The sequence below is a fragment of the Yoonia maricola genome (assembly GCF_002797915.1).
Classification (GTDB): Bacteria; Pseudomonadota; Alphaproteobacteria; order Rhodobacterales; family Rhodobacteraceae; genus Yoonia; species Yoonia maricola.
In genome coordinates, this window is sequence record NZ_PGTY01000004.1 from 96,254 (window position 1) to 114,057 (window position 17,804).

At 54.5% G+C, this 17,804-nt stretch carries 27 protein-coding genes; 16 read left to right on the forward strand and 11 right to left on the reverse strand.

What is annotated here, in order from left to right; genetic code table 11:
- Positions 1 to 60 precede the first annotated feature (60 nt).
- Positions 61 to 294: a helix-turn-helix transcriptional regulator gene (locus BC777_RS17225; protein WP_100369458.1), complete on the forward strand. Its 234-nt coding sequence runs from the start codon at positions 61 to 63 to the stop codon at positions 292 to 294.
- Positions 295 to 910: 616 nt separating this feature from the next.
- Complete coding sequence (locus tag BC777_RS17230; protein WP_100369459.1) at positions 911 to 1,582, forward strand: HAD family hydrolase; 672 nt, start codon at positions 911 to 913, stop codon at positions 1,580 to 1,582.
- 341 nt (positions 1,583 to 1,923) lie between these two features.
- Here the strand turns inward: BC777_RS17230 and BC777_RS17235 are convergent, their stop codons facing one another.
- Complete coding sequence (locus BC777_RS17235; protein ID WP_311135479.1) at positions 1,924 to 2,721, reverse strand: YihY/virulence factor BrkB family protein; 798 nt, start codon at positions 2,719 to 2,721, stop codon at positions 1,924 to 1,926.
- Positions 2,722 to 2,744: 23 nt separating this feature from the next.
- The gene (locus BC777_RS17240; RefSeq protein WP_100369686.1) at positions 2,745 to 3,239 is read right to left on the reverse strand and encodes a ferritin-like domain-containing protein; all 495 of its coding nucleotides are present in this window, start codon (positions 3,237 to 3,239) and stop codon (positions 2,745 to 2,747) included.
- Positions 3,240 to 3,376: 137 nt separating this feature from the next.
- On the opposite strand from BC777_RS17240, the gene BC777_RS17245 reads away from it, so the two are divergent.
- Together BC777_RS17245 and BC777_RS17250 are read left to right on the forward strand one after the other, a co-directional pair.
- Positions 3,377 to 3,562 carry a hypothetical protein gene (locus BC777_RS17245; RefSeq protein WP_100369460.1) on the forward strand — a complete coding sequence of 62 codons (186 nt, stop codon included), beginning with the start codon at positions 3,377 to 3,379 and terminating at the stop codon, positions 3,560 to 3,562.
- The gene (locus BC777_RS17250; RefSeq protein ID WP_100369461.1) at positions 3,563 to 4,552 is read left to right on the forward strand and encodes a phosphatase domain-containing protein; all 990 of its coding nucleotides are present in this window, start codon (positions 3,563 to 3,565) and stop codon (positions 4,550 to 4,552) included.
- Positions 4,553 to 4,602: 50 nt separating this feature from the next.
- On the opposite strand, the gene BC777_RS17255 is transcribed toward BC777_RS17250, so the two are convergent.
- From BC777_RS17255 to BC777_RS17265, 3 genes are read right to left on the reverse strand one after another with little or no spacing between them, the layout of a single operon-like run.
- Complete coding sequence (locus tag BC777_RS17255; protein ID WP_100369462.1) at positions 4,603 to 5,364, reverse strand: DUF3618 domain-containing protein; 762 nt, start codon at positions 5,362 to 5,364, stop codon at positions 4,603 to 4,605.
- Positions 5,357 to 5,752: a phage holin family protein gene (locus BC777_RS17260; RefSeq protein WP_100369463.1), complete on the reverse strand. Its 396-nt coding sequence runs from the start codon at positions 5,750 to 5,752 to the stop codon at positions 5,357 to 5,359. Before BC777_RS17260 ends, BC777_RS17255 begins: the two co-directional genes overlap by 8 nt.
- On the reverse strand, positions 5,745 to 6,239 hold the full coding sequence (locus tag BC777_RS17265; RefSeq protein WP_100369464.1) for a hypothetical protein: 495 nt from the start codon (positions 6,237 to 6,239) through the stop codon (positions 5,745 to 5,747). The genes BC777_RS17260 and BC777_RS17265 overlap by 8 nt, the downstream gene beginning before the upstream one ends.
- Before the next feature lie 151 nt (positions 6,240 to 6,390).
- On the opposite strand from BC777_RS17265, the gene BC777_RS17270 reads away from it, so the two are divergent.
- The 5 genes from BC777_RS17270 (at position 6,391) to BC777_RS17290 (ending at position 8,389) form a co-directional block, all read left to right on the forward strand.
- Positions 6,391 to 6,549, forward strand: coding sequence for a YqaE/Pmp3 family membrane protein (locus tag BC777_RS17270; RefSeq protein ID WP_100369465.1), 159 nt, complete (start codon positions 6,391 to 6,393; stop codon positions 6,547 to 6,549).
- Position 6,550: 1 nt separating this feature from the next.
- Positions 6,551 to 6,907 carry a DUF4112 domain-containing protein gene (locus BC777_RS17275; protein WP_100369466.1) on the forward strand — a complete coding sequence of 119 codons (357 nt, stop codon included), beginning with the start codon at positions 6,551 to 6,553 and terminating at the stop codon, positions 6,905 to 6,907.
- Between the two features lie 88 nt (positions 6,908 to 6,995).
- On the forward strand, positions 6,996 to 7,193 hold the full coding sequence (locus BC777_RS17280; RefSeq protein WP_100369467.1) for a CsbD family protein: 198 nt from the start codon (positions 6,996 to 6,998) through the stop codon (positions 7,191 to 7,193).
- On the forward strand, positions 7,171 to 7,710 hold the full coding sequence (locus BC777_RS17285) for a pyridoxamine 5'-phosphate oxidase family protein (RefSeq protein WP_245834454.1): 540 nt from the start codon (positions 7,171 to 7,173) through the stop codon (positions 7,708 to 7,710). The genes BC777_RS17280 and BC777_RS17285 overlap by 23 nt, the downstream gene beginning before the upstream one ends.
- A gap of 61 nt (positions 7,711 to 7,771) precedes the next feature.
- Positions 7,772 to 8,389 carry a hypothetical protein gene (locus BC777_RS17290; RefSeq protein WP_100369469.1) on the forward strand — a complete coding sequence of 206 codons (618 nt, stop codon included), beginning with the start codon at positions 7,772 to 7,774 and terminating at the stop codon, positions 8,387 to 8,389.
- Positions 8,390 to 8,441: 52 nt separating this feature from the next.
- Here BC777_RS17290 and BC777_RS17295 read toward each other — a convergent pair whose 3' ends face one another.
- The 3 genes from BC777_RS17295 to BC777_RS17305 form a co-directional block, all read right to left on the reverse strand.
- Positions 8,442 to 8,732 carry a synaptic vesicle glycoprotein gene (locus BC777_RS17295; RefSeq protein WP_100369470.1) on the reverse strand — a complete coding sequence of 97 codons (291 nt, stop codon included), beginning with the start codon at positions 8,730 to 8,732 and terminating at the stop codon, positions 8,442 to 8,444.
- A gap of 64 nt (positions 8,733 to 8,796) precedes the next feature.
- A complete protein-coding gene (locus tag BC777_RS17300; protein ID WP_100369471.1) occupies positions 8,797 to 9,036 on the reverse strand; it encodes a hypothetical protein in 240 nt (79 codons plus the stop codon).
- 82 nt (positions 9,037 to 9,118) lie between these two features.
- Complete coding sequence (locus tag BC777_RS17305; protein ID WP_100369472.1) at positions 9,119 to 9,847, reverse strand: Crp/Fnr family transcriptional regulator; 729 nt, start codon at positions 9,845 to 9,847, stop codon at positions 9,119 to 9,121.
- Between the two features lie 80 nt (positions 9,848 to 9,927).
- On the opposite strand from BC777_RS17305, the gene BC777_RS17310 reads away from it, so the two are divergent.
- The 3 genes from BC777_RS17310 to BC777_RS17320 all read left to right on the forward strand — a co-directional run bounded on the left by BC777_RS17310 (position 9,928) and on the right by BC777_RS17320 (position 11,219).
- Complete coding sequence (locus BC777_RS17310) at positions 9,928 to 10,302, forward strand: hypothetical protein (RefSeq protein WP_133122586.1); 375 nt, start codon at positions 9,928 to 9,930, stop codon at positions 10,300 to 10,302.
- Positions 10,303 to 10,526: 224 nt separating this feature from the next.
- Positions 10,527 to 10,688 (forward strand): DUF1328 domain-containing protein, encoded by a 162-nt coding sequence (locus BC777_RS17315; protein ID WP_100369474.1) that lies wholly within the window; start codon positions 10,527 to 10,529, stop codon positions 10,686 to 10,688.
- 33 nt (positions 10,689 to 10,721) lie between these two features.
- On the forward strand, positions 10,722 to 11,219 hold the full coding sequence (locus tag BC777_RS17320) for a Dps family protein (RefSeq protein ID WP_100369475.1): 498 nt from the start codon (positions 10,722 to 10,724) through the stop codon (positions 11,217 to 11,219).
- A gap of 34 nt (positions 11,220 to 11,253) precedes the next feature.
- On the opposite strand, the gene BC777_RS17325 is transcribed toward BC777_RS17320, so the two are convergent.
- The gene (locus BC777_RS17325; protein ID WP_100369687.1) at positions 11,254 to 11,868 is read right to left on the reverse strand and encodes an exopolysaccharide biosynthesis protein; all 615 of its coding nucleotides are present in this window, start codon (positions 11,866 to 11,868) and stop codon (positions 11,254 to 11,256) included.
- Positions 11,869 to 11,878: 10 nt separating this feature from the next.
- A complete protein-coding gene (locus BC777_RS17330) occupies positions 11,879 to 12,688 on the reverse strand; it encodes a response regulator (protein WP_100369476.1) in 810 nt (269 codons plus the stop codon).
- Between the two features lie 80 nt (positions 12,689 to 12,768).
- Here BC777_RS17330 and BC777_RS17335 point away from each other — a divergent pair, with 80 nt between their 5' ends.
- The 4 genes from BC777_RS17335 to BC777_RS17350 all read left to right on the forward strand — a co-directional run bounded on the left by BC777_RS17335 (position 12,769) and on the right by BC777_RS17350 (position 16,725).
- A complete protein-coding gene (locus BC777_RS17335) occupies positions 12,769 to 12,951 on the forward strand; it encodes a hypothetical protein (protein WP_100369477.1) in 183 nt (60 codons plus the stop codon).
- Complete coding sequence (locus BC777_RS17340; RefSeq protein WP_100369478.1) at positions 12,948 to 13,502, forward strand: RNA polymerase sigma factor; 555 nt, start codon at positions 12,948 to 12,950, stop codon at positions 13,500 to 13,502. The genes BC777_RS17335 and BC777_RS17340 overlap by 4 nt, the downstream gene beginning before the upstream one ends.
- 38 nt (positions 13,503 to 13,540) lie before the next feature.
- On the forward strand, positions 13,541 to 15,202 hold the full coding sequence (locus tag BC777_RS17345) for a sensor histidine kinase (protein WP_168769207.1): 1,662 nt from the start codon (positions 13,541 to 13,543) through the stop codon (positions 15,200 to 15,202).
- A 74-nt stretch (positions 15,203 to 15,276) separates the two neighbouring features.
- Entirely contained in the window at positions 15,277 to 16,725 is a 1,449-nt protein-coding gene (locus tag BC777_RS17350) for a phospholipase D-like domain-containing protein (protein ID WP_133122587.1), read from the forward strand.
- On the opposite strand, the gene BC777_RS17355 is transcribed toward BC777_RS17350, so the two are convergent.
- Positions 16,689 to 17,717 carry an AI-2E family transporter gene (locus BC777_RS17355; protein ID WP_168769208.1) on the reverse strand — a complete coding sequence of 343 codons (1,029 nt, stop codon included), beginning with the start codon at positions 17,715 to 17,717 and terminating at the stop codon, positions 16,689 to 16,691. The genes BC777_RS17350 and BC777_RS17355 overlap by 37 nt on opposite strands.
- Positions 17,718 to 17,804 lie beyond the last annotated feature (87 nt).

Sequence of the window (17,804 nt, forward strand, 5' to 3'; positions counted from 1 at the left end):
GTGGCGAGGGCTGACTGGTTCAGAACGACCCAAAAACAACCAGCAGGAGCCAGTCAACCTATGTCCGAGCCAGACCGTATCATCCGCCTGAACACCGTCCTCGCCAGAACTGGCCTGTCCCGGTCAACCATCTACCGCAAAATCGCAGAAGGCACCTTCCCGGCTCAGCTCAGGATCAGCGTGCATGGCGCGGGATGGCGGGAATCCGACATCAACCGGTGGGTTGAAGATCCAGTAGGCTGGCGGCCAGAGGGGCAGACAAACGGCAAGGCATTGGGACGGCACATGTCTTGATTTGCTTGATGTGCAATGATCCGGCTAAGTGAGCGCAGCTTTGGCTTTGGGCTCAAGGATGTAATCTGACAAGACGTCGGTGCCAAAGTGAAAACCGGCTTAGAGCCGCGCAAATAGATTACTTTTTGGGAATGTCAGTGCAGCACGGTTGCGGAGGAGCAGACTCCTGCGGCAATCACGTCATCAGTGTTAACTCAAATGATAAGTAGATACCGGGTTTCGTGGAGAACCTGCATCGGGTCATGAACGGTCGCGGCGACGAGGAGAGCAGCATTGTAGTCATCAACCTAAGGATAACAGGCGTTCAGAAATTGGGTGAACGCACCGTCAAACAACTAGCCGCGTATTCTGTCACGCCTTGGGATGGTTTGTGTCGTTCATCCCTCAACAGAGTTTAGACAACGTTTGGCGCAAGTGCTGCGCGACTATGACACTTGGCCTTATGCCTGAAACGCAATGCGTCCTCATCATTTCGCGACCCAGAATGCAGAGTCTTGCTTGCGTAGATGTGGGAACGATTGTTTGTCTGTGGTGTTGTCCGAGCATCGCCCAATTGTCGCGACAAGGATTAGTGCGCCCTCAATTCCGCTGACGCATTGGGACAAGGAATTCATAGATGACAAAGAAAGCCATAATATTCGGATCGATAGGCACGATTGTCGAAACATCGGAACTGCAACACAACGCATTCAATCGTGCATTTGAGGAAGCCAACATCGATTGGAATTGGTCCCGCGATGATTACCGCGACATGCTAAAAAACCCGGGTGGCCGCCAACGAATCAGCGACTACGCCGAAAAAATGGGGGTTGAGGTAAACGCCCATGATCTACACGCGCGCAAGACAGCGATTTTTGACGATATGATGGTGAATGAGGGGCTTACACCGCGTCCCGGGGTTTTGCATCTGATCCAATTTGCAAAGGATAGTGGTATGAAAGTGGGCTTTGCGACCACCACGTCGCGTAACAACGTCCAAGCGATTTTTATCGCCCTTAATAACTGTCTGCAACGCAGTGCTTTTGACTTCGTTGGGGACGATGAAAGCGTTGTAGCAACCAAGCCCGACCCCGAGATTTACTATCGCACGATGACCGCGCTTGGCGTCTCAGCGGCGCAAAGCCTTGCGATTGAGGACACTGGCGTATCCATGCAGGCCGCCTTGGCCGCAGGGCTGGAGTGTATCGCGTTCCCGGGTGCCTATGCGGACCAGGATGCATTCGATGGCGCTTTACGCATTGTTGACAGTGTTGAACCGCACGTGTTGCCGTTTCTTGGTGCTGCTTAACGCACGCCTTTGCCACCCAAGGCGATATCCGTGACCCGGTGCCACCTATCATGAACGGCCACGGTCGCATCGATTGGTAATTCTACACTCGTCATAGTTTACACGACCTTCAAAGGCAGATTGCGACACAATCAAACGAGCCTTTGGCGACTGCGGTTGTACCTAACTACTGGTAGGTAAACCCTTTAGGTTCAGCTTTGTTGCGGTTCACCGAGGTGATCAGCCTTTGCTGCATCGCGGTTGCCCATGGGTTCATCGCGCCCCACGGTGGTGTCATATCTGGTTTGCGCCTCCATTTCGGCGTCTAGCTCGGCCCCAAGCATGACGATAAAGGCCGAAATCTAGAGCCACATCAGCAACACGACGACACCGCCCAACGCGCCAAAGCTTTCGTTGTACGAGCCAAAGTTCGCGACACAAAAGGCGAAACCAGCGGACCCGATCAGCCAAATAATGCACGCGGCAATCGCGCCGGGGCTGACCCATTGGAATTCAGGGGCGTCACGCGACGGGCCATAGCGATAAAGCACGGCCAAACCGACCAGAGACAGGGCCAGTATCAAAGCAACAATAACGATGGTTGCAGCAGTTTGCGCAAAAGCACCAAAACGCAGCGCATTCAAAAGGATAGGGACACCGATCATCGCCATAATTGAAATAACCAGCCCAACGATCAGAAATAGGGTCAGGGCGAGTGTTTCAAGCTTAAGGCGGATGAACCCGCGCTCTTCCTCTTCGTCGTAGGCGACGTTCATGCCATCCATCAGGCTTCCCACGCCTTTTAATGCCGAATAAATCGCAAGGGCGATGCCCGCCAGCGCGGCAAGCCCCAAACCACCGTCACGCGAACCGGCGACAGCCGTTGCCTGTTCAGTGATGATCTTCATCACCGCTTCTGGCACTATGCCTGAAAGCGCGGACAATTGGTTGACGATTTGGTTAGGCTCGACCAGCAGACCACCGATGGCAAGGATTGCGGTGATCGCCGGAAACAGGGCCAGGAGCCCGTAAAACGCAACACCTGCCGCGATCAGCCCAACTCTGTCTTCGCCGATTTCGTCCTTGAGACGAAATGCGATGTCTTTCCAACCTTTGGCTGGAATATCGGTCGGGCTGTCGGCTTGGCGTCCGCGTGTCATGTCCGGGCTCCTGTTTGTCATGGTTAGGCGGCTGCCGCGTTGATGCCGCCCGTCGCAAGCGCCGTCATCGTGCGGTCACCGTCGTAGGTGTTATCAAGGCATTCTTGCAGGATCGCGCCATCTTCGTCCTCGTTCAGACGGTTGGCGAATGCGACAAGGCAGCCGTAGCCTGCCAATGCATAATGCACCATGCGCTGATATTGGGTGATGATCATCGCGTCGCGCACGTCGTCGTCGCCAAATTCAGCGTCCAGCACATGCGCGTGCGCCTCTGCCACCAGCCCTTCCATGCCTTTGCAGTGCTCGCCGTTCGGGGCGATGTCATGGCGGTTACAAATCTCGGCAATCTTTTGCAGACCTTCATTCATACCGTTTACGCCCGCGATCAGGGCCTCGGACAAATCCTTGTCTTGTGCAGCGCGGCCCAGCTTGGTGACGGCGTCGGCCGCTTGGGTGTTCGCGCTCCAAAGATCCTGAAGTTGGTCGTGATATACGTCTTTGAGATGTGACATGGTCATGGTGATATCTCCCTTTTTGAGAATGGTTACATTACCGACCCAACGTCTGCGCCTGTTGATCGTTCCATCACGCATCATGGAACTGACACAGAACTTGCGCGTTCATTCACAGACACCACAACGAAGGGAGTAGACACATGGAAAGCGGATTTATTGTTATTATGCTCGCGCTGTTTACGCTGCTGGCCTTCACCGTGATGGCCATTGTTAGCAAGAAAAAGACCGAAGCGCGCATCGATGATCCATCAGCGACCAAATCGACATTGGCCGCCGATAAATCATCCACTGGCAAACCGGCTGACGTCCAAAACAAAGGACACTGAATGGCCGTGAAACTTGCCTTAGCCGGCGTTGCCCACATATTCGAACGCGGGTTTGAAAAAATCAGACACGGCGCCGCGCGCGACGATCCGATTATCAACTGCTATGGCGGTTACACGACCCCCGATCACATCGTCCTGCGGGGCCGCGTTCTTGCCAAGGCACGCGCCATCAGTCCGGTAGGTCCACAATCCAAGTGGCGCAATTTCAAAGATTTTCTAAGTCTATTTGCCACCGATGAACTGCGTGATCTGATGATCACGGCACCAGATTTCGATCTTACGACACAGACCGACGAGGAAGGGTTCTTTACCCTGCGCGTTCCCGCGACCGGCGACGTGCCTGCTTTTGTGAATATCCAGGCGGCGGGCGCGAGCGAGGTTCATCCGACACCGGTTTTCAACGCCCATGCAGCGGCATTTGGCGTGATTTCAGACATTGATGACACGCTTTTGCGTACCGGTGCGTATTCACTGATACGCAATCTGTGGACCTCTGCGACTGGCAACGTGCACCAGCGCGAAGTTTTTGACGACGCGGTTGCTTTGCTGCGAGATTTGAAGGGCAAGGGGGCTGCGTGTTTTTATGTCAGCTCTTCGCCATGGAACCTTTATGACTACCTACAGGCGGTGTTTGTCCGCACTGGATTGCCTTTGGGTCCATATTTCCTGCGCGATCTTGGCATATCGCAAACCCAGTTTGTCACGGGCACCCATGGCGACCATAAGACCGAAGCGATTGAAACGATCCTCGCGGCCAGCCCGCATCTGCAATTCACGCTGGTGGGCGACACAGGGCAGCATGACCCGCATATTTACGCAGATATTGTTGCGCGACACCAAGACCGCATTGCGCAGGTGATTTTGCGCAGGCCCAGCGATGCGGAGCTATCTTCAGCGACCAAATCTGATGCCGCAAAAATCAAAGCCGCAGGCGTCAAATTGATGCTCGACTACGACTATCGTTCGCTATTGGGCAACATCGAGACATAAAAAAGGGCGGCACTGGATGCCGCCCCTTTTTTTTACTTGATTGTCTAGTCCTAAGCGCGACGCTCACCCACGTCGACACCTGTTTTATTGGCGATTGTGCTTTCGGCCTTTACCTTCGCTTTCAGCATTTCCTCTTCCAGCGCGTTGCGGGCGTCTGCCATCAACGCATCGCGGCGGCGCCCCAAAAGTGCGTCTTCGCGGCGCGTGCCGGGCAAGAGCGTGCCTGCCAAGACACCAAAGCCCAAGGCAAGCGCGCCTGCGGCGAGCGGCTGTTCATAGGCAAAACCCTTTGTTTTGCGTACAGCTTTGCGTGATTTACGCTCGATCGTTTCTTGTGCTGACACGACCGCCTGACGCGCCTTGACGACCCGTTGGCGCGCTTGCGGCGATAGTTGATCCAACCCTGTGTTCAACGCAGCCTTCAGGCGTGATGCTTCCGGGCGCTGTTCCATCTCACCAGTCATTTCGGCGCGCAACTGTGCGTCTGCTTCGGCGACGCGGGCATCAAAACCCGTCATTGCGGCGTCCGGTTCTACGGCGACGGATGTTGGCCGCACGGACGGTGCCGGGCGGCGCTGTTGGCCGCTGGCCAAAAGCCCAAGACCGATGGTCACAAGCAGCCCGCCTGCGGGATTATCGCGTAGCGTCCCCCACGCTTTTTGCGCAAGATCCCGGCCTATGTCATTGGCCGCCGCCGTAAAGTCATGCGCCAGCTTTTGTGGTTGAACGGTGTCGGTCAGCGCGTCGAGCGATGATGCAAGCTGTGCGCGGTCTGCTTCGACACGTTGGGAAATATGTTTGATGTCAGACATTGGATGCCTCCCTGATTGCTGTGATGTCGTCGCGAATGCTGTCCGCTGTTTTGTCCGGCGTCAGGGCGTCAGCGCTAAGGCGCGACTTGCCCGCCAAGGCAAAACCGGTTGCTGCGACGATCAGAATCCCGCCCACGATCAATGCGGCGGTGCCGACTGACAGACCGTTGGCCGCGATATACGCGACAGCGGCAGATGCGAGAACATTGAGGGACACAAGCGCCAACAGAAATGCAACCGCAAGAAACGCGATGCCGATACCGGCGCGGGTGACGATACGGGACATTTCAGCCTTGGCCAGTTTCACCTCGCCCTGCACAAGCGACGTGAATTGGCGCAGCGTGTCCACCAAAAGCGATGGGGCCTCTTGAATCGTATGTTTAGACATCGCTGCGGCCTCCGTTGATATCAGCCATCACTGTACGATGGTTGGTCTTGTCCGGTGCGTAGCCGCGCGATGACGCCCATGGATCACTGTCTGCGCCACTGTGCGGTTGCGGGTCGCGTGCTTTCAAAAAACGGGCAGCGGCAAAGCCTGCGATTGCGGCACCACCGATGAATAGCATCGGATTGCTGCGGGCCACATCTGTGACCTGCGATGCGAGTTCGCGTACGTCTGCTTGGCGCAATTGCGATGCGACACCTTCGATGTGGTCGGCAACCTGCTTCATCGCTTCGGCCTGTGGCGAAGCTGGGTTAAGCTGGCTGGCGGCGGCGTCTGCTGCGTCGGCGGCCTGCTGAACCTGACTTGCGGTCGCTTGTTTTACCTTATCGGCTTGCGAAACAGCCTCTTGTGTGGCGGCTGCTTTGGCCTGCGCGCCGATGTCTTCGACGTGTGCACGTGCTGTGTCATTCAGGTCGGATGCATTGGACATGTGGCATCTCCTTTCCGTGTCTGTTGTCCGCAAACCAACACGCCACCCGCCAAATCGTTCCCGTCATTAATATTCAGCCACACCGATGGAACCATATGACGGGCTGGGGGTTAGTCGGACAACACGACGTACAATTCAAGGAGCCATCTTGATGGACCTCATCCGTATTATCTTTGCGGTTATCTTGCCGCCACTGGGTGTATTGTTAGAAGTTGGCATTTCGCGTCAGTTCTTGCTCAACATCCTGCTTACCCTGCTGGGCTATATCCCCGGCATTGTGCACGCCGTCTACATCATCGCCCGCCGTTGATATGTCGACCGAGCTGGCGAAATTCGAAAGATGGTCAGAGGCGTTGGACAGCAAGTTCACCGTCTTTGGCTTTCCCGTTGGTTGGGATTCCATTCTGGGCCTTGTGCCGGGCGTGGGCGACGCGGTGACCATCGTACCAGCCGCGGTGATGATCAACGCGGGCTACCGCCACGGTATCCGCAAGCGCGCGCTGGGGCGGATGGTCTGGAACACAGGCCTTGATCTGGCGGTGGGGTCTATCCCGCTTGTCGGTGATTTGTTCGATTTTGCGTTCAAGAGCCACAAAAGGAATGTGGCGGTCCTGCGCGAAGAATTCGCGCGGTTGGACATAGGCGAACCCGGCTCGCAAGCCGCTTGATACAGTTTTGACGAGTAGGGCAAGGGTATCCGGTGTCCCCCTGCCACCGCGTCCACCACAGACACCGTATGAGAAAAAGGAGATTGCTATGAACTGGGAACAGATCAAAGGAAACTGGACACAGATGAAGGGTGAGTTGCGCGCGGAATACGGCGAACTGACCGACGATGAGATTGAACAGGCGAAAGGCGAGCGTGAACAGCTTGTTGGTTTGATCAGTGAAAAATACGGTAAGGCAAAGCTCGAGGTCCAAAAGGAACTTGATGAGTGGGTCAACAAGCGCTGATATGGCCCGCCAAACCGAAACGACCCAAGATGCGACCGGCCAGCTGTGGAAACAGTTGGACCGGTCGCGTATCGTTATGCTGTGGGCGCCCGAAAGCGGGCAACATCCGCAACCGATGACGCATTTTGCTGACAAAGATGCAAACGCCATCTGGTTTATCACATCTTCCGATACCGACCTCGCGACGGCTGTTGGCAGTGGTGTACAGGGCCAAATGACCCTTGCGACAACCAAGCAAGACTATCACGCCAGTATCCGCGGTCACATGGAATTCGTGCAGGATGACGCCAAGCTAGATGCGCTTTGGAGCCCGTTTGCGGCAGCTTGGTTTGAGGACGGGCGCGACGATCCCAATATTCGTTTGCTGCGCTTTTCCCCGCAGGAAGCAGCGGTCTGGGCCTCTGAGGCCAACGCGATTCTGGTGGGGCTGCGTCTGATGCGTGCCAACCTGATCGAGGACGCGCCACCGCCTGACGTCGGTGTGCATCACATCCTTCATTTCGAAAAGACTGCCTAGTCAAATGGGCCTTCCGTCGCCGGTGGGCCCATTTTGATTGCGACCAAGAGGAGACGTAGCAATGAAAACCACAGACCTGATCGGGCTGAAACTGCGCCACGCGACAGCAAAAGACATCACGGGACAAATCACTGACGTGCTTTTTGACATGTCGTTGAAAGAGGTCGGTTTTGTCCTGATCGATGTAACCACGCCCAGGGGGACAGCACCGGTTTTGTTTAGCCCGCATGTGCTGGCGTTCAACGACGGGTGCATCACAGCGACAGCCCATGCAGACGACATTCTTGCGCGCCATGACGCATCGATGAACCGTGCGTCGGTGCCCGTAGACCCTGCAGATCTGCCCAGCACATTCGTTGGGCCGTTCGGGAATACGTTTTCACTTAGTATGATTGCCGCGCTATTTAATGCACGTTTTGGCGGCGCAAAGCCTGCCGTGCATGAACAACAAGACGGCGTCTGGATGAGCGAGCTGCGAGATCACGCAGTGCGCGCGCAGGTGGCAGACATAGGCCATGTGGCCGATGTGCTGCTGGACGACCAGTTCACGCATGTCAAAACAGTCCTGATCAAGATGTTTGCAGATGCGTTTGGGGAAAGCCCGCCTGAGGCATTCACCGTCACACGCGCGGCCGACGGTCAGCTTACTGTCACGATCAGTCAGGACGCTGCGGCATAAAAAAGGCCCGCCGCATCAGTGCGGCGGGCCTTTTTACGGACGTGATGATTGATTAGTCGCGACCGCGCAAGGCAAGACCCAAAAGGATACCGACACCCAACGCGCCGACGATGGCTGTGCCGGGATTTTCGCGTACAAACTTTGTGCCCGTTTCGGCCACTTTACGCAGTTCTTCGCTCGCTTGTTCCGTCGCAAGCTCTGCTTGGAACGCGACCTGCTCGAATGTTTCTTGCGCGGCATCGACGCCTTTTTCGACTGTCTTGGCTGCGCGTTTTTTCACATCAGACGCGACGCTGTCTTTTCCGGCGTCGAGATCTTTTTCAATTGCTGCACTCTTTGTCATGCTGAATTTCCTTTCTTCGCGTTCAAATCCCCCGACGCCGCAGCCGGGGGCATTGATCTGAATTTTAGCTATCGTCTTCTTCAGGGCTTTCGAATTCGATCGTTGGCACTTCCAAAGTGATCTCTTCGGTGCCTGTTTCGATGTCACCGACGTCAGCGCTGAATTCGGGCAGGCTGCCGCCTTCTACGCTGACATCCACGTCGGGCAGGCTTGCCTCTTGTGTCTGGTCAATATCGACCATGTAGATGCCAAAACCAATTGCGATTGCTGCAATAACGATTGCGAGAATTGATGCGATTTTCATGCTTTCATTCCTTCATTGAGGTTACATGAAGACAACAAAAGATCCGCAGATCCGTTCCAAAGTTTCTGCAAAAATCGAAAGTCTACAGTATGGGCCGTTGCGGGACACTGGTTTCATCCATCATCGCAATATCGGCCACTTTATCAATGTCAGCGATGCTGAGGACACCATCGGACCACTGCGCCAGTTGGCGATTGCGCAGTCTTGCAAGTGTTTTGTTGGTATGAACAAGCGACAGCCCCAGCGCGTCCGCAAGATCCTGTTGCCGGAAAGGCAGCGGCATCTGGCCGTTGGACACCATGTTCAATTGTTCACCACGCAAATACACCTTTGCAAGCGCCCAAGCCACCGATTGTAGCGCGTTGCGTTGACCAAGTGTTGCCAGTGCATTGCCCAGAAAATGTTCTTCGACGGCGGCAAGCCATGTGACGGCGAACGCCCGCTCGGGGTTGTCCTTAAAGAAGCTCCAGATCGCCGACCGGTTAAAGACGCACAACGTCATCTTTGTCGTGGCTTCAACCGAATGGCCCATTTCACCCATAACCCCGGCTTGCAGACCAATGAAATCGCCGGGCAGGATAAAGTTCACAACCTGACGTTTACCGTTTTCCAAATATTTGTAGCGCAGACCCATACCGTGCAGTGCAGTGAACAACTGAGGACTGTTGGAGCCTTGCATAAGAATGGGCGCGCCGGCATCGACGATAAGCTCGCCAACTTTGAACCGCTGCATAACGTTCACTTCTTCCTGCGACATCGGTACGAAATGGTCGCGCCCGCGCAGGGGACAATGTTTACACTTGGTCGCCAATTTTTTCTTCCCTCCTTATGTCATAGATTAATGCACGTTTTTTTCTGGTCATGTATTTGAACGTATCCGTGGGGGTAAACGTGACTAAAAACTTCATCATTATCGAACCTGACCCGATCGTCGCGATGGATGTAGAGGGGTTGCTGACCAGTCAGTTTCCCCAAGCGCAAATCACCACGGGCGCATCCTTGGCTGATATTGGCCTTGCTACTCACAGCTGCGGCCCTGAATGCACAATGATTGTGAAGGGCACACTTGTGGCAGATGACGATGACCTCAGGCGTGTCGTACGGGTCGCAGCCATTCGTAAAGCGCATATCGTGGTCATTGGCGGCCCCTTTGATTTTGATTTTCCTGCAGCTTTTATTGAGCTGCCTTTCACGTCGGATATGGTGCTGGCCGCGATGGCGCAGGGCACGCCTGAACCCGACCCTGGGGCGTCGCTGGCAACGTAGCATCGCCCCCGCCGCCGGGCCCATGGATAGCCACAGTCGCGAGCAAGCCTTTGGTGCATCGTCATAACGGTGTCCCCTTTGTCATAGCTTTCCTGTTGACGTCCCAACGCGTAGATCGGCAAATCGTTTCGTCGCCGAAGATGGAACCAAAATTCAATTTGTTCGTTAGCTTCTTGAAATCTGCGCAGCATGATCTGCGCGATACGAGAATAAAGGAGCTTACCATGCTATACTATGCGATCGCATTTTTATTGGTTGCCATCATCGCGGCCGTATTTGGATTTGGCGGTATCGCGTCTGCGTCGGCAGGCATCGCCCAAATTCTTTTCTTCATCTTCGTCGTCCTGTTCGTGCTGACGCTGATCATACGCGCTGTGCGGCGTTAATGACGAACGAAATCAGAAAAAGGAGATTGAAGTATGACACAGCCTCTCAATGTAGTTGCTGAACCTCGCGACATTTCAACAGGCGTGCGCCAGCCTGACACAATCGCTGAAGGCTTGGCAGATGTTTTAGCTGACACCTACATGCTGACCTACAAGACACATGCCTACCACTGGAATGTCGAAGGTCCGCTGTTTTATTCGATTCACAATCTGACCGAAGGACAGTACGAGGACATGTTCGCAGCCGCCGATGAACTGGCCGAACGCATTCGCGCGGTGGGCCAAATGGCACCGATGGCGATGCGCGATATCCGCGACCGGTCCGTCGTTGATGACAGCCCAGAGAAAATTTCAGCGGGGGATATGTGCAAGGCACTAGCCGCCGATCACGAACGGATCGCGCACCGTTTGCATGCTTTGATCACGATAGCGGGCGACAGCAACGACCCCGTCACCGAGGATTTGGCAACCGCGCGTTCGGCGTTCCACGAACAAGCAGCCTGGATGTTGAAAGCACTTGTTGTAGAGTAAAATAGAAGCCCCTGCCAGAAATGGCGGGGGCTTTTTACGCGACGGTTGTGGTAATAAGCCAGCCAACAATGCCGTAAGGGATCATCCCGATCATTGTTAGCAGACCGTCACGCGTCAACATGCCCAATGCAAGTATGGCGACACCAACCCCCAAAATCGACGACGTAAATGGCACAAATTCCAGTATTGGCATGATGATACCCGACAGCAGACACAGAAGCTGTGGTATAAAAACCAAAGGGCGACGCGCGACGACACGCATGCGCCGTTCTGTCCGTGCATCGATCCAGCGGGCGACGGGGTACAACTTGTTGAAACCGTCACGCACCAGTTTGCCTCTGACCTCGCGGCGCAAAATCGAACGCGGTAACCATAGATTTTCGCGCCGTAACAGCATTTGACCTGCAATCAAGAAAATCAGTACGCCCATTGTGGTCGAAAACAACGGGATACCGCTGAGCGGTGTTGCGACCGCCAGTGCGGGCAACAAAAGGATTGGTGCGAAACTTGCATCACCGATTGTGTGCAAGACTTCGCGTAGCGATATCTTCTCTGCCTCGGCAAGATCGATCACCTGATCGATGATATCGGTTAGCCCCCGCAAGACCGGGGTCGTATCAGGCACATGATCTGCCTGATACGATTTCATATCCATCATCTTAAGCTTTTAGCGTGGCCGTTGAGGCAAAGAACATTGCCTGACTAACCGCCGACTGAACCTGCGCCTCTTGGAAAGGTTTTGAGATCAAGAAGGCTGGTTCGGGTCGATCACCTGTCAAAAGCCGCTCCGGGAAGGCCGTGATAAAGATCACGGGCACATCCATGGTTTTCAAAAGATCGTTCACCGCGTCAATACCCGATGAGTTATCAGCCAGTTGGATGTCAGCAAGGATCAGATCAACGGGTTCATTTTTGCCCAGCTCCACAGCTTCGGCATGGGTACGCGCAACACCTGTCACCTCGTGACCTAATGAAGTAACAATGTCGGTGATATCGGCAGCAATGATCGGTTCGTCTTCGATAATCATGACGCGGCCCTGCACACTGGCGGAAAGCTCACTATTGGCCACGCCAATCAAGCGACGCACTTCGTCTTCATCAATATCCATGATGACTGCAATCTTGTTAATGCTGAATTCTTCGATGGTGCGCAGCAACAACGCCTCGCGTGAATTGGCTGTCAACTTCGCAAGCAACCCGTGCGCCCGCGCGCGCGGACCATCCCCGTCATCATGGAACATCTGGCCGGATGTCGACCAGATCGCGTGAAAACACCGGAAGAGATTCACCTTCATCGTATTTTCGTTTTCAAAGTCACTTCTGTCTTTCAGGATGACTTCAAGCGTCGCGACGGTGTATTTGTCACCACGTGACTGTGACCCTGTCAACGCACGGGCATATCGCCGCAAATAAGGCAGCTCAGCCGCGATCAGATCGGAAAAATTTTGCTCCGGTGCCGTGTCGTTCATTTTTTTGACCTTTTTTGGATTAATCTTGGAACCAACGCGGATCTTATCGGTTGGTTCCCGTAAGGTTATGATTTTCTTAGATGAGGCAACAAAAAGCGATGGCAAGTAAAGAAGACCCAAAGCAGGACAAGATCGACAGATACATTGACCAGAATCTGAAAAAAGTTTTTTCGGATCTGGAGAATGACGATATGCCGACCGAGATCATAGACCTCTTGTCGGTGCTGCGCGCCCAGGACGAAGAGTTAAAAGGCAAAAAATGAGTCATCCAGATCCCAAAGATGAGCTGGTAACGCATTTGCCGGCCCTACGCGCCTTTGCGCTTAGTCTGACCCGCAACCGCGCCACAGCAGATGATATGATGCAGGATGCAGTCCTGAAAGCATGGACAAATATGGATAAATTCGAGGCTGGCACAAACATGCGTGCCTGGTTGTTTACCATCCTGCGCAACAATTATTATTCGTCCCGTCGCAAGCTGAACCGTGAAGTTGCCGATGTGGACAACGCTTTTTCTGACACGTTATCGGTTAAACCCGATCATGATGGACGGTTGCAGATGATGGACTTTAAAGTCGCTTTTGAACAACTGGCGGACGAGCATCGCGAGGCCCTAATCTTGGTTGGTGCGTCCGGTTTTTCATATGACGATGCCGCCGAGATGTGTGGCGTCGCCACTGGCACCATGAAAAGCCGCGTGAACCGTGCGCGCGCCAAGCTAACCGAAATCCTGCAGCTGGATGATGATGAGGCTCTTGAACTGACCGATAGCGCCACAATGGCAGTGGTCGGTAGTCCCAATTTGCCGTCATGACAGGTGGACAGTGGTATCGCCGTCTTAGTGTGCAACTCGTGGCACTGCTTACGCTAGCCCTGTTGCCGATTAGTCTGGTCGCGCTTTATCAGACGCAAAGGATTGCGGTTGAAGCGGACCGCACAGTGGCTGCATCACTGCTGGGCCTGACGGAGCGGGCTGCGCGCACAGAACAGCTGTTGATCGAGCGCGCAGTTGGTGCAGCAAGGTTGTTTGGTACCGTTGCCCCGGATTTGTTGAACAACCCCGAGGCCTGTGCCCCAAACCTGTCACGCTTTGTTGATGCAAACCCGGATTACAGTTTTATCGGCGTCCTGCCGCTTTCGGGTATTGTCACATGCTCTTCCGTGGCGCAGGAGCTGGACTTCAGAGACGCGCCCAATTTCGATGCCGCCATGGCCGACCAACAGGCCACAATCATTCTGAATGAAGCCGCCCCAGCCAGCAATCAGGCGGTGTTCGTCGTGTCTGAACCGTTCACACAGAACGGTGAATTCACTGGTTTCGTTTCTATCTCAATTCCACATGACAACCTGCCAGATATCAGTGACCGTATGCAGGCACTTGGGCTGGTAGATTTGATTACGTTCAACGAAAACGGGCGTATCCTGACAAGCAGGATATCATTTGAAAGTGCCGCGCAAGAGATCCCGCGTAATATACCATTGAACGATCTATCGACAGCCGAGCTGCGCACATTTCGCACCTTGAATATGCAGGGTATTGAACGTCGCTATAGCATTGTCACAATCGATGGCAGCCCCGCTGCTGTGATGGCCGTTTGGGAACCCCGCTCAGATACGGGTGACACGAACACATGGCTGGCCGTGTCCTTTCCCGTTTTGATGTGGTTGGCCAGTATGGGCGTGGCAATGTTGGCCATGAATACATTGGTGATCCGGCACCTGACCCGCATGCGCCGCAAAATGGATGCGTTTGCTGATGACCGCAGTATGCATCATGTCTATGAACCCAACCCACTGGCGCCAATCGAGATTGAACGACTGGAGGAAAATTTCGCCCGCATGAGCGAAGAAGTCCTGCGCGACGAGGCGGTGATGGAGGACGTGGTGCGCGAAAAAGGCGTCTTGGTTAAAGAAATTCATCACCGTGTCAAAAACAACCTGCAACTAATTTCATCCATCATGAACATGCAAATACGCAGCGCCAAAGCGGATGAGACCAAAGCCGTCTTACGCCGTGTTCAGGACCGTGTTTTAAGTTTGGCGACCATCCACCGCGACCTTTACCAATCGCAGGATGCTGGGCGCGTGAACGTAGGCAATCTTGTCACCGAGATCGTTGAAAAATCTACCGAACTTATCATAGGCGAGGGACGCAAGCTGGATCTTCAGATGCAAATAGATCCCGTCATGCTCTACCCTGACCAAGCGGTGCCGCTATCGCTTGTTGTGGCTGAGGCTGCGACAAATGCGATGAAGTACATTGGTGACCAGTCAGACAAGGCTGGCATGTTCGACGTACGACTAAAACAGGATGGCACGGCTTGCCTGCTCGTTATGACAAACTCTGTCGGTCCGACCCAAGATCAGGAAAGCACCGGTTTAGGCAGCCAACTGATGAATGCTTTTGCCATGCAGCTTGGCGGCAAAATCGACATTGAAAAGTCGCCAGACCGTTACTCTTTGACACTTCATTTCAATGCCGCAGAATTCCAACCGGAGGCGCGGGACTATTGACCCAAACCAATCCCCGCAATTTTGAAGTCCTCGTTACCGCGCAAGAGGCGTACCCAAGGCTTGAATCCGCTTTCATGGCGGCCGAAAAGGACGTTGTGGCGGGTTTCCGTATCTTTGATCCGTGGACCAAACTGCGTTCAGATGCGGCGCGCGCTATTGGGGACACGTGGTTTGATCTGATCGTGCATACGCTCAACCGTGGTGTGGCGATACGCATGGTCTTGACGGACTTCGACCCTGTCGTGCGGATGCAAGAACACCGTTACGCGTGGCAATGCCTGCGCGCGTTGATCGCAGCTTCAGAGGCTTCAAACCATCCCAAGAACCTGAATGCGCGGGTCGCGATGCATCCAGCACGGGTTGGTCTGTTGCCGCGCACGCTATTGTGGCCGCGATCCTTCAAAGAGGTCGGCGCACAATTGCGCAAGGTTGAAGAAGACGTAGGCACCCATCTTGATGAAACACCTTATCTAAAGGACCTCGCTGTGCGGCGTGGCGATACATTGTCGCCTCGTAAATTTCCGCCACCCCCGCTGGTCCCTGTGACGCACCACCAAAAGCTGGCGGTGTTTGATGCGCAGACGCTTTATATCGGTGGTTTGGATGTGAACGACCGCCGCTATGATACCCCGCGTCATAACCGCGAGGGCGTTGACACCTGGCACGATGTGCAGGTCGTTGTCAGCGGAGAGGCGGCAGCAGAAGCACGCCAGCATTTGCTAGACATGGAAGGCGTTTTTTCAGGGAAAGATGCAGGTCACACCAATGCGCTTTTGCGCACGATATCGGCGAAACGCAAAATCGCATTGCCCTTTATGTCGCCCATCCCGGTGGTGTCAGAAATTGCTGATGCACATCTGGCTGCGATCAAGAAGGCAGATCAGTTTATCTATTTCGAAACGCAGTTTTTCCGCGATGAGCCTATCGCGCGCGCCCTTGCGCTGCGGGCGACACAGCAGCCCGGTTTGTCGCTTGTTATGATGCTGCCCGCGGCCCCAGAGGATATCGCATTTACTGACGACTGGGGCCCTGATGCAGCCTACGGCGAATATATTCAGGTCAAATGCATTGATCTGATCTACGACAGTTTCGGAGACAGGGCATTTATCGGCTCACCTGCACAACCAAAGCCATTATCGTCGAAGGGTAGGGATGCACATTTCGGGGCACCTTTGGTCTATCTGCATGCCAAAGTGTCTATCTTTGACGACAGCCTGGGCATTGTTTCATCCGCTAACCTGAACGGACGCAGCATGAACTGGGACACAGAGGCCGGGATCAAGACGCAGTCAAAGGCAGAAGTTGCGCAGCTAAAGCGGCGTTGTTTTGAACACTGGCTTGGGCGGGACGCGGAAGACGCGTTTTACCAACCACAAACAGCCTGCGATACGTGGGCCGCACGCGCGGCGGAAAACGCCCAGCTTGCACCGGAAAAACGCAAGGGTTTTGTTTTGCCTTACAAAATCGGGCCCGCGCGTGAAGATGCTCAGATCTTGCCCGGTGTTCCGTCTGAAATGACCTGATCGCTGAAACCCTGAATGACCGTCAGCGTCCAGATCAATAGCGGGATCGCGATGATACCGCCGATTGGCCCCCACAGCCACAACCAGAACACCAAAGACACAAACACCAACAGCGGGTTCACCGACAGGCTTTTGCCCACCAGCGTCGGCGTGACAAACTGCGCTTCGACAGCGTTCATTGCGATATAGGCTGCGGGCGGCAGGAAACTGGCCGCGCCATCAAAGACGACAATACCGGTGACAGTCAGCATCGCGATCAAGGCCACCGGGCCAAGATACAAAACGAAATTCAAAAGACAGGCCAAGAGCCCCCAAACAATCGGGGATGGCATGCCGATCCAGTACATGGCCACGGCAACAATTGCGCCAAAACTGAAATTGATGGCTGAAATCGTCAAAACATAGCGTGACACCTGTGCTGCGGCACGGCGCAGGTCGCTTTGCCCGATCGGTGCCGTGGTCGCGCTTAGCCAGTCATAGACCGCGTTTCTAGCCAGCAAAAAGAAGTAGAGCGTGCCAGTGAAGATCAGAAATTGCGCCGCAAACTGCGGGGCATAGAACAAGGCATCGGTAAGCGATGGCAACGTCACCCCTTCGCCCGACCCCTCATTTGCCGCACCGGAGGGTTCGATTGCCGCAACGACATCGTCAGAAATCTCCTCTAGACCCCGCAACAACCTTTGGGCCTCTTTCACGGTCTCGCGCAACTCGGCCTGAATGATCGGTCCTTGGCTGATGGCCTGTGAAATATAGGGCTCTAACAAAAGAATGATGAAAAAGATTGATGCAAGCGCAAGCAGCACTGATAAAAAAGCGGCTATCGCGTCAGGGATGCGCAGTTTCTCCCAAAGCTCCGACAGTGGTGTGAGGACAACGCCAAGCAAAATGGCCGCCAAGAGCGGCGCAAACAGCGCTTTCGCCTGATGTAGCACTATGAAGACAGCAATGATCGTTAATACAGCAAGGCACAGCGTGTTAATCGTTGATCGCATTCTTTGATCTCCCTCACAGATGAACATCCGAAGTGGGTATTCGTTCCGCGCGGATGGAACTTTTGCGCAGTTGGGGTGTTAAGTCAC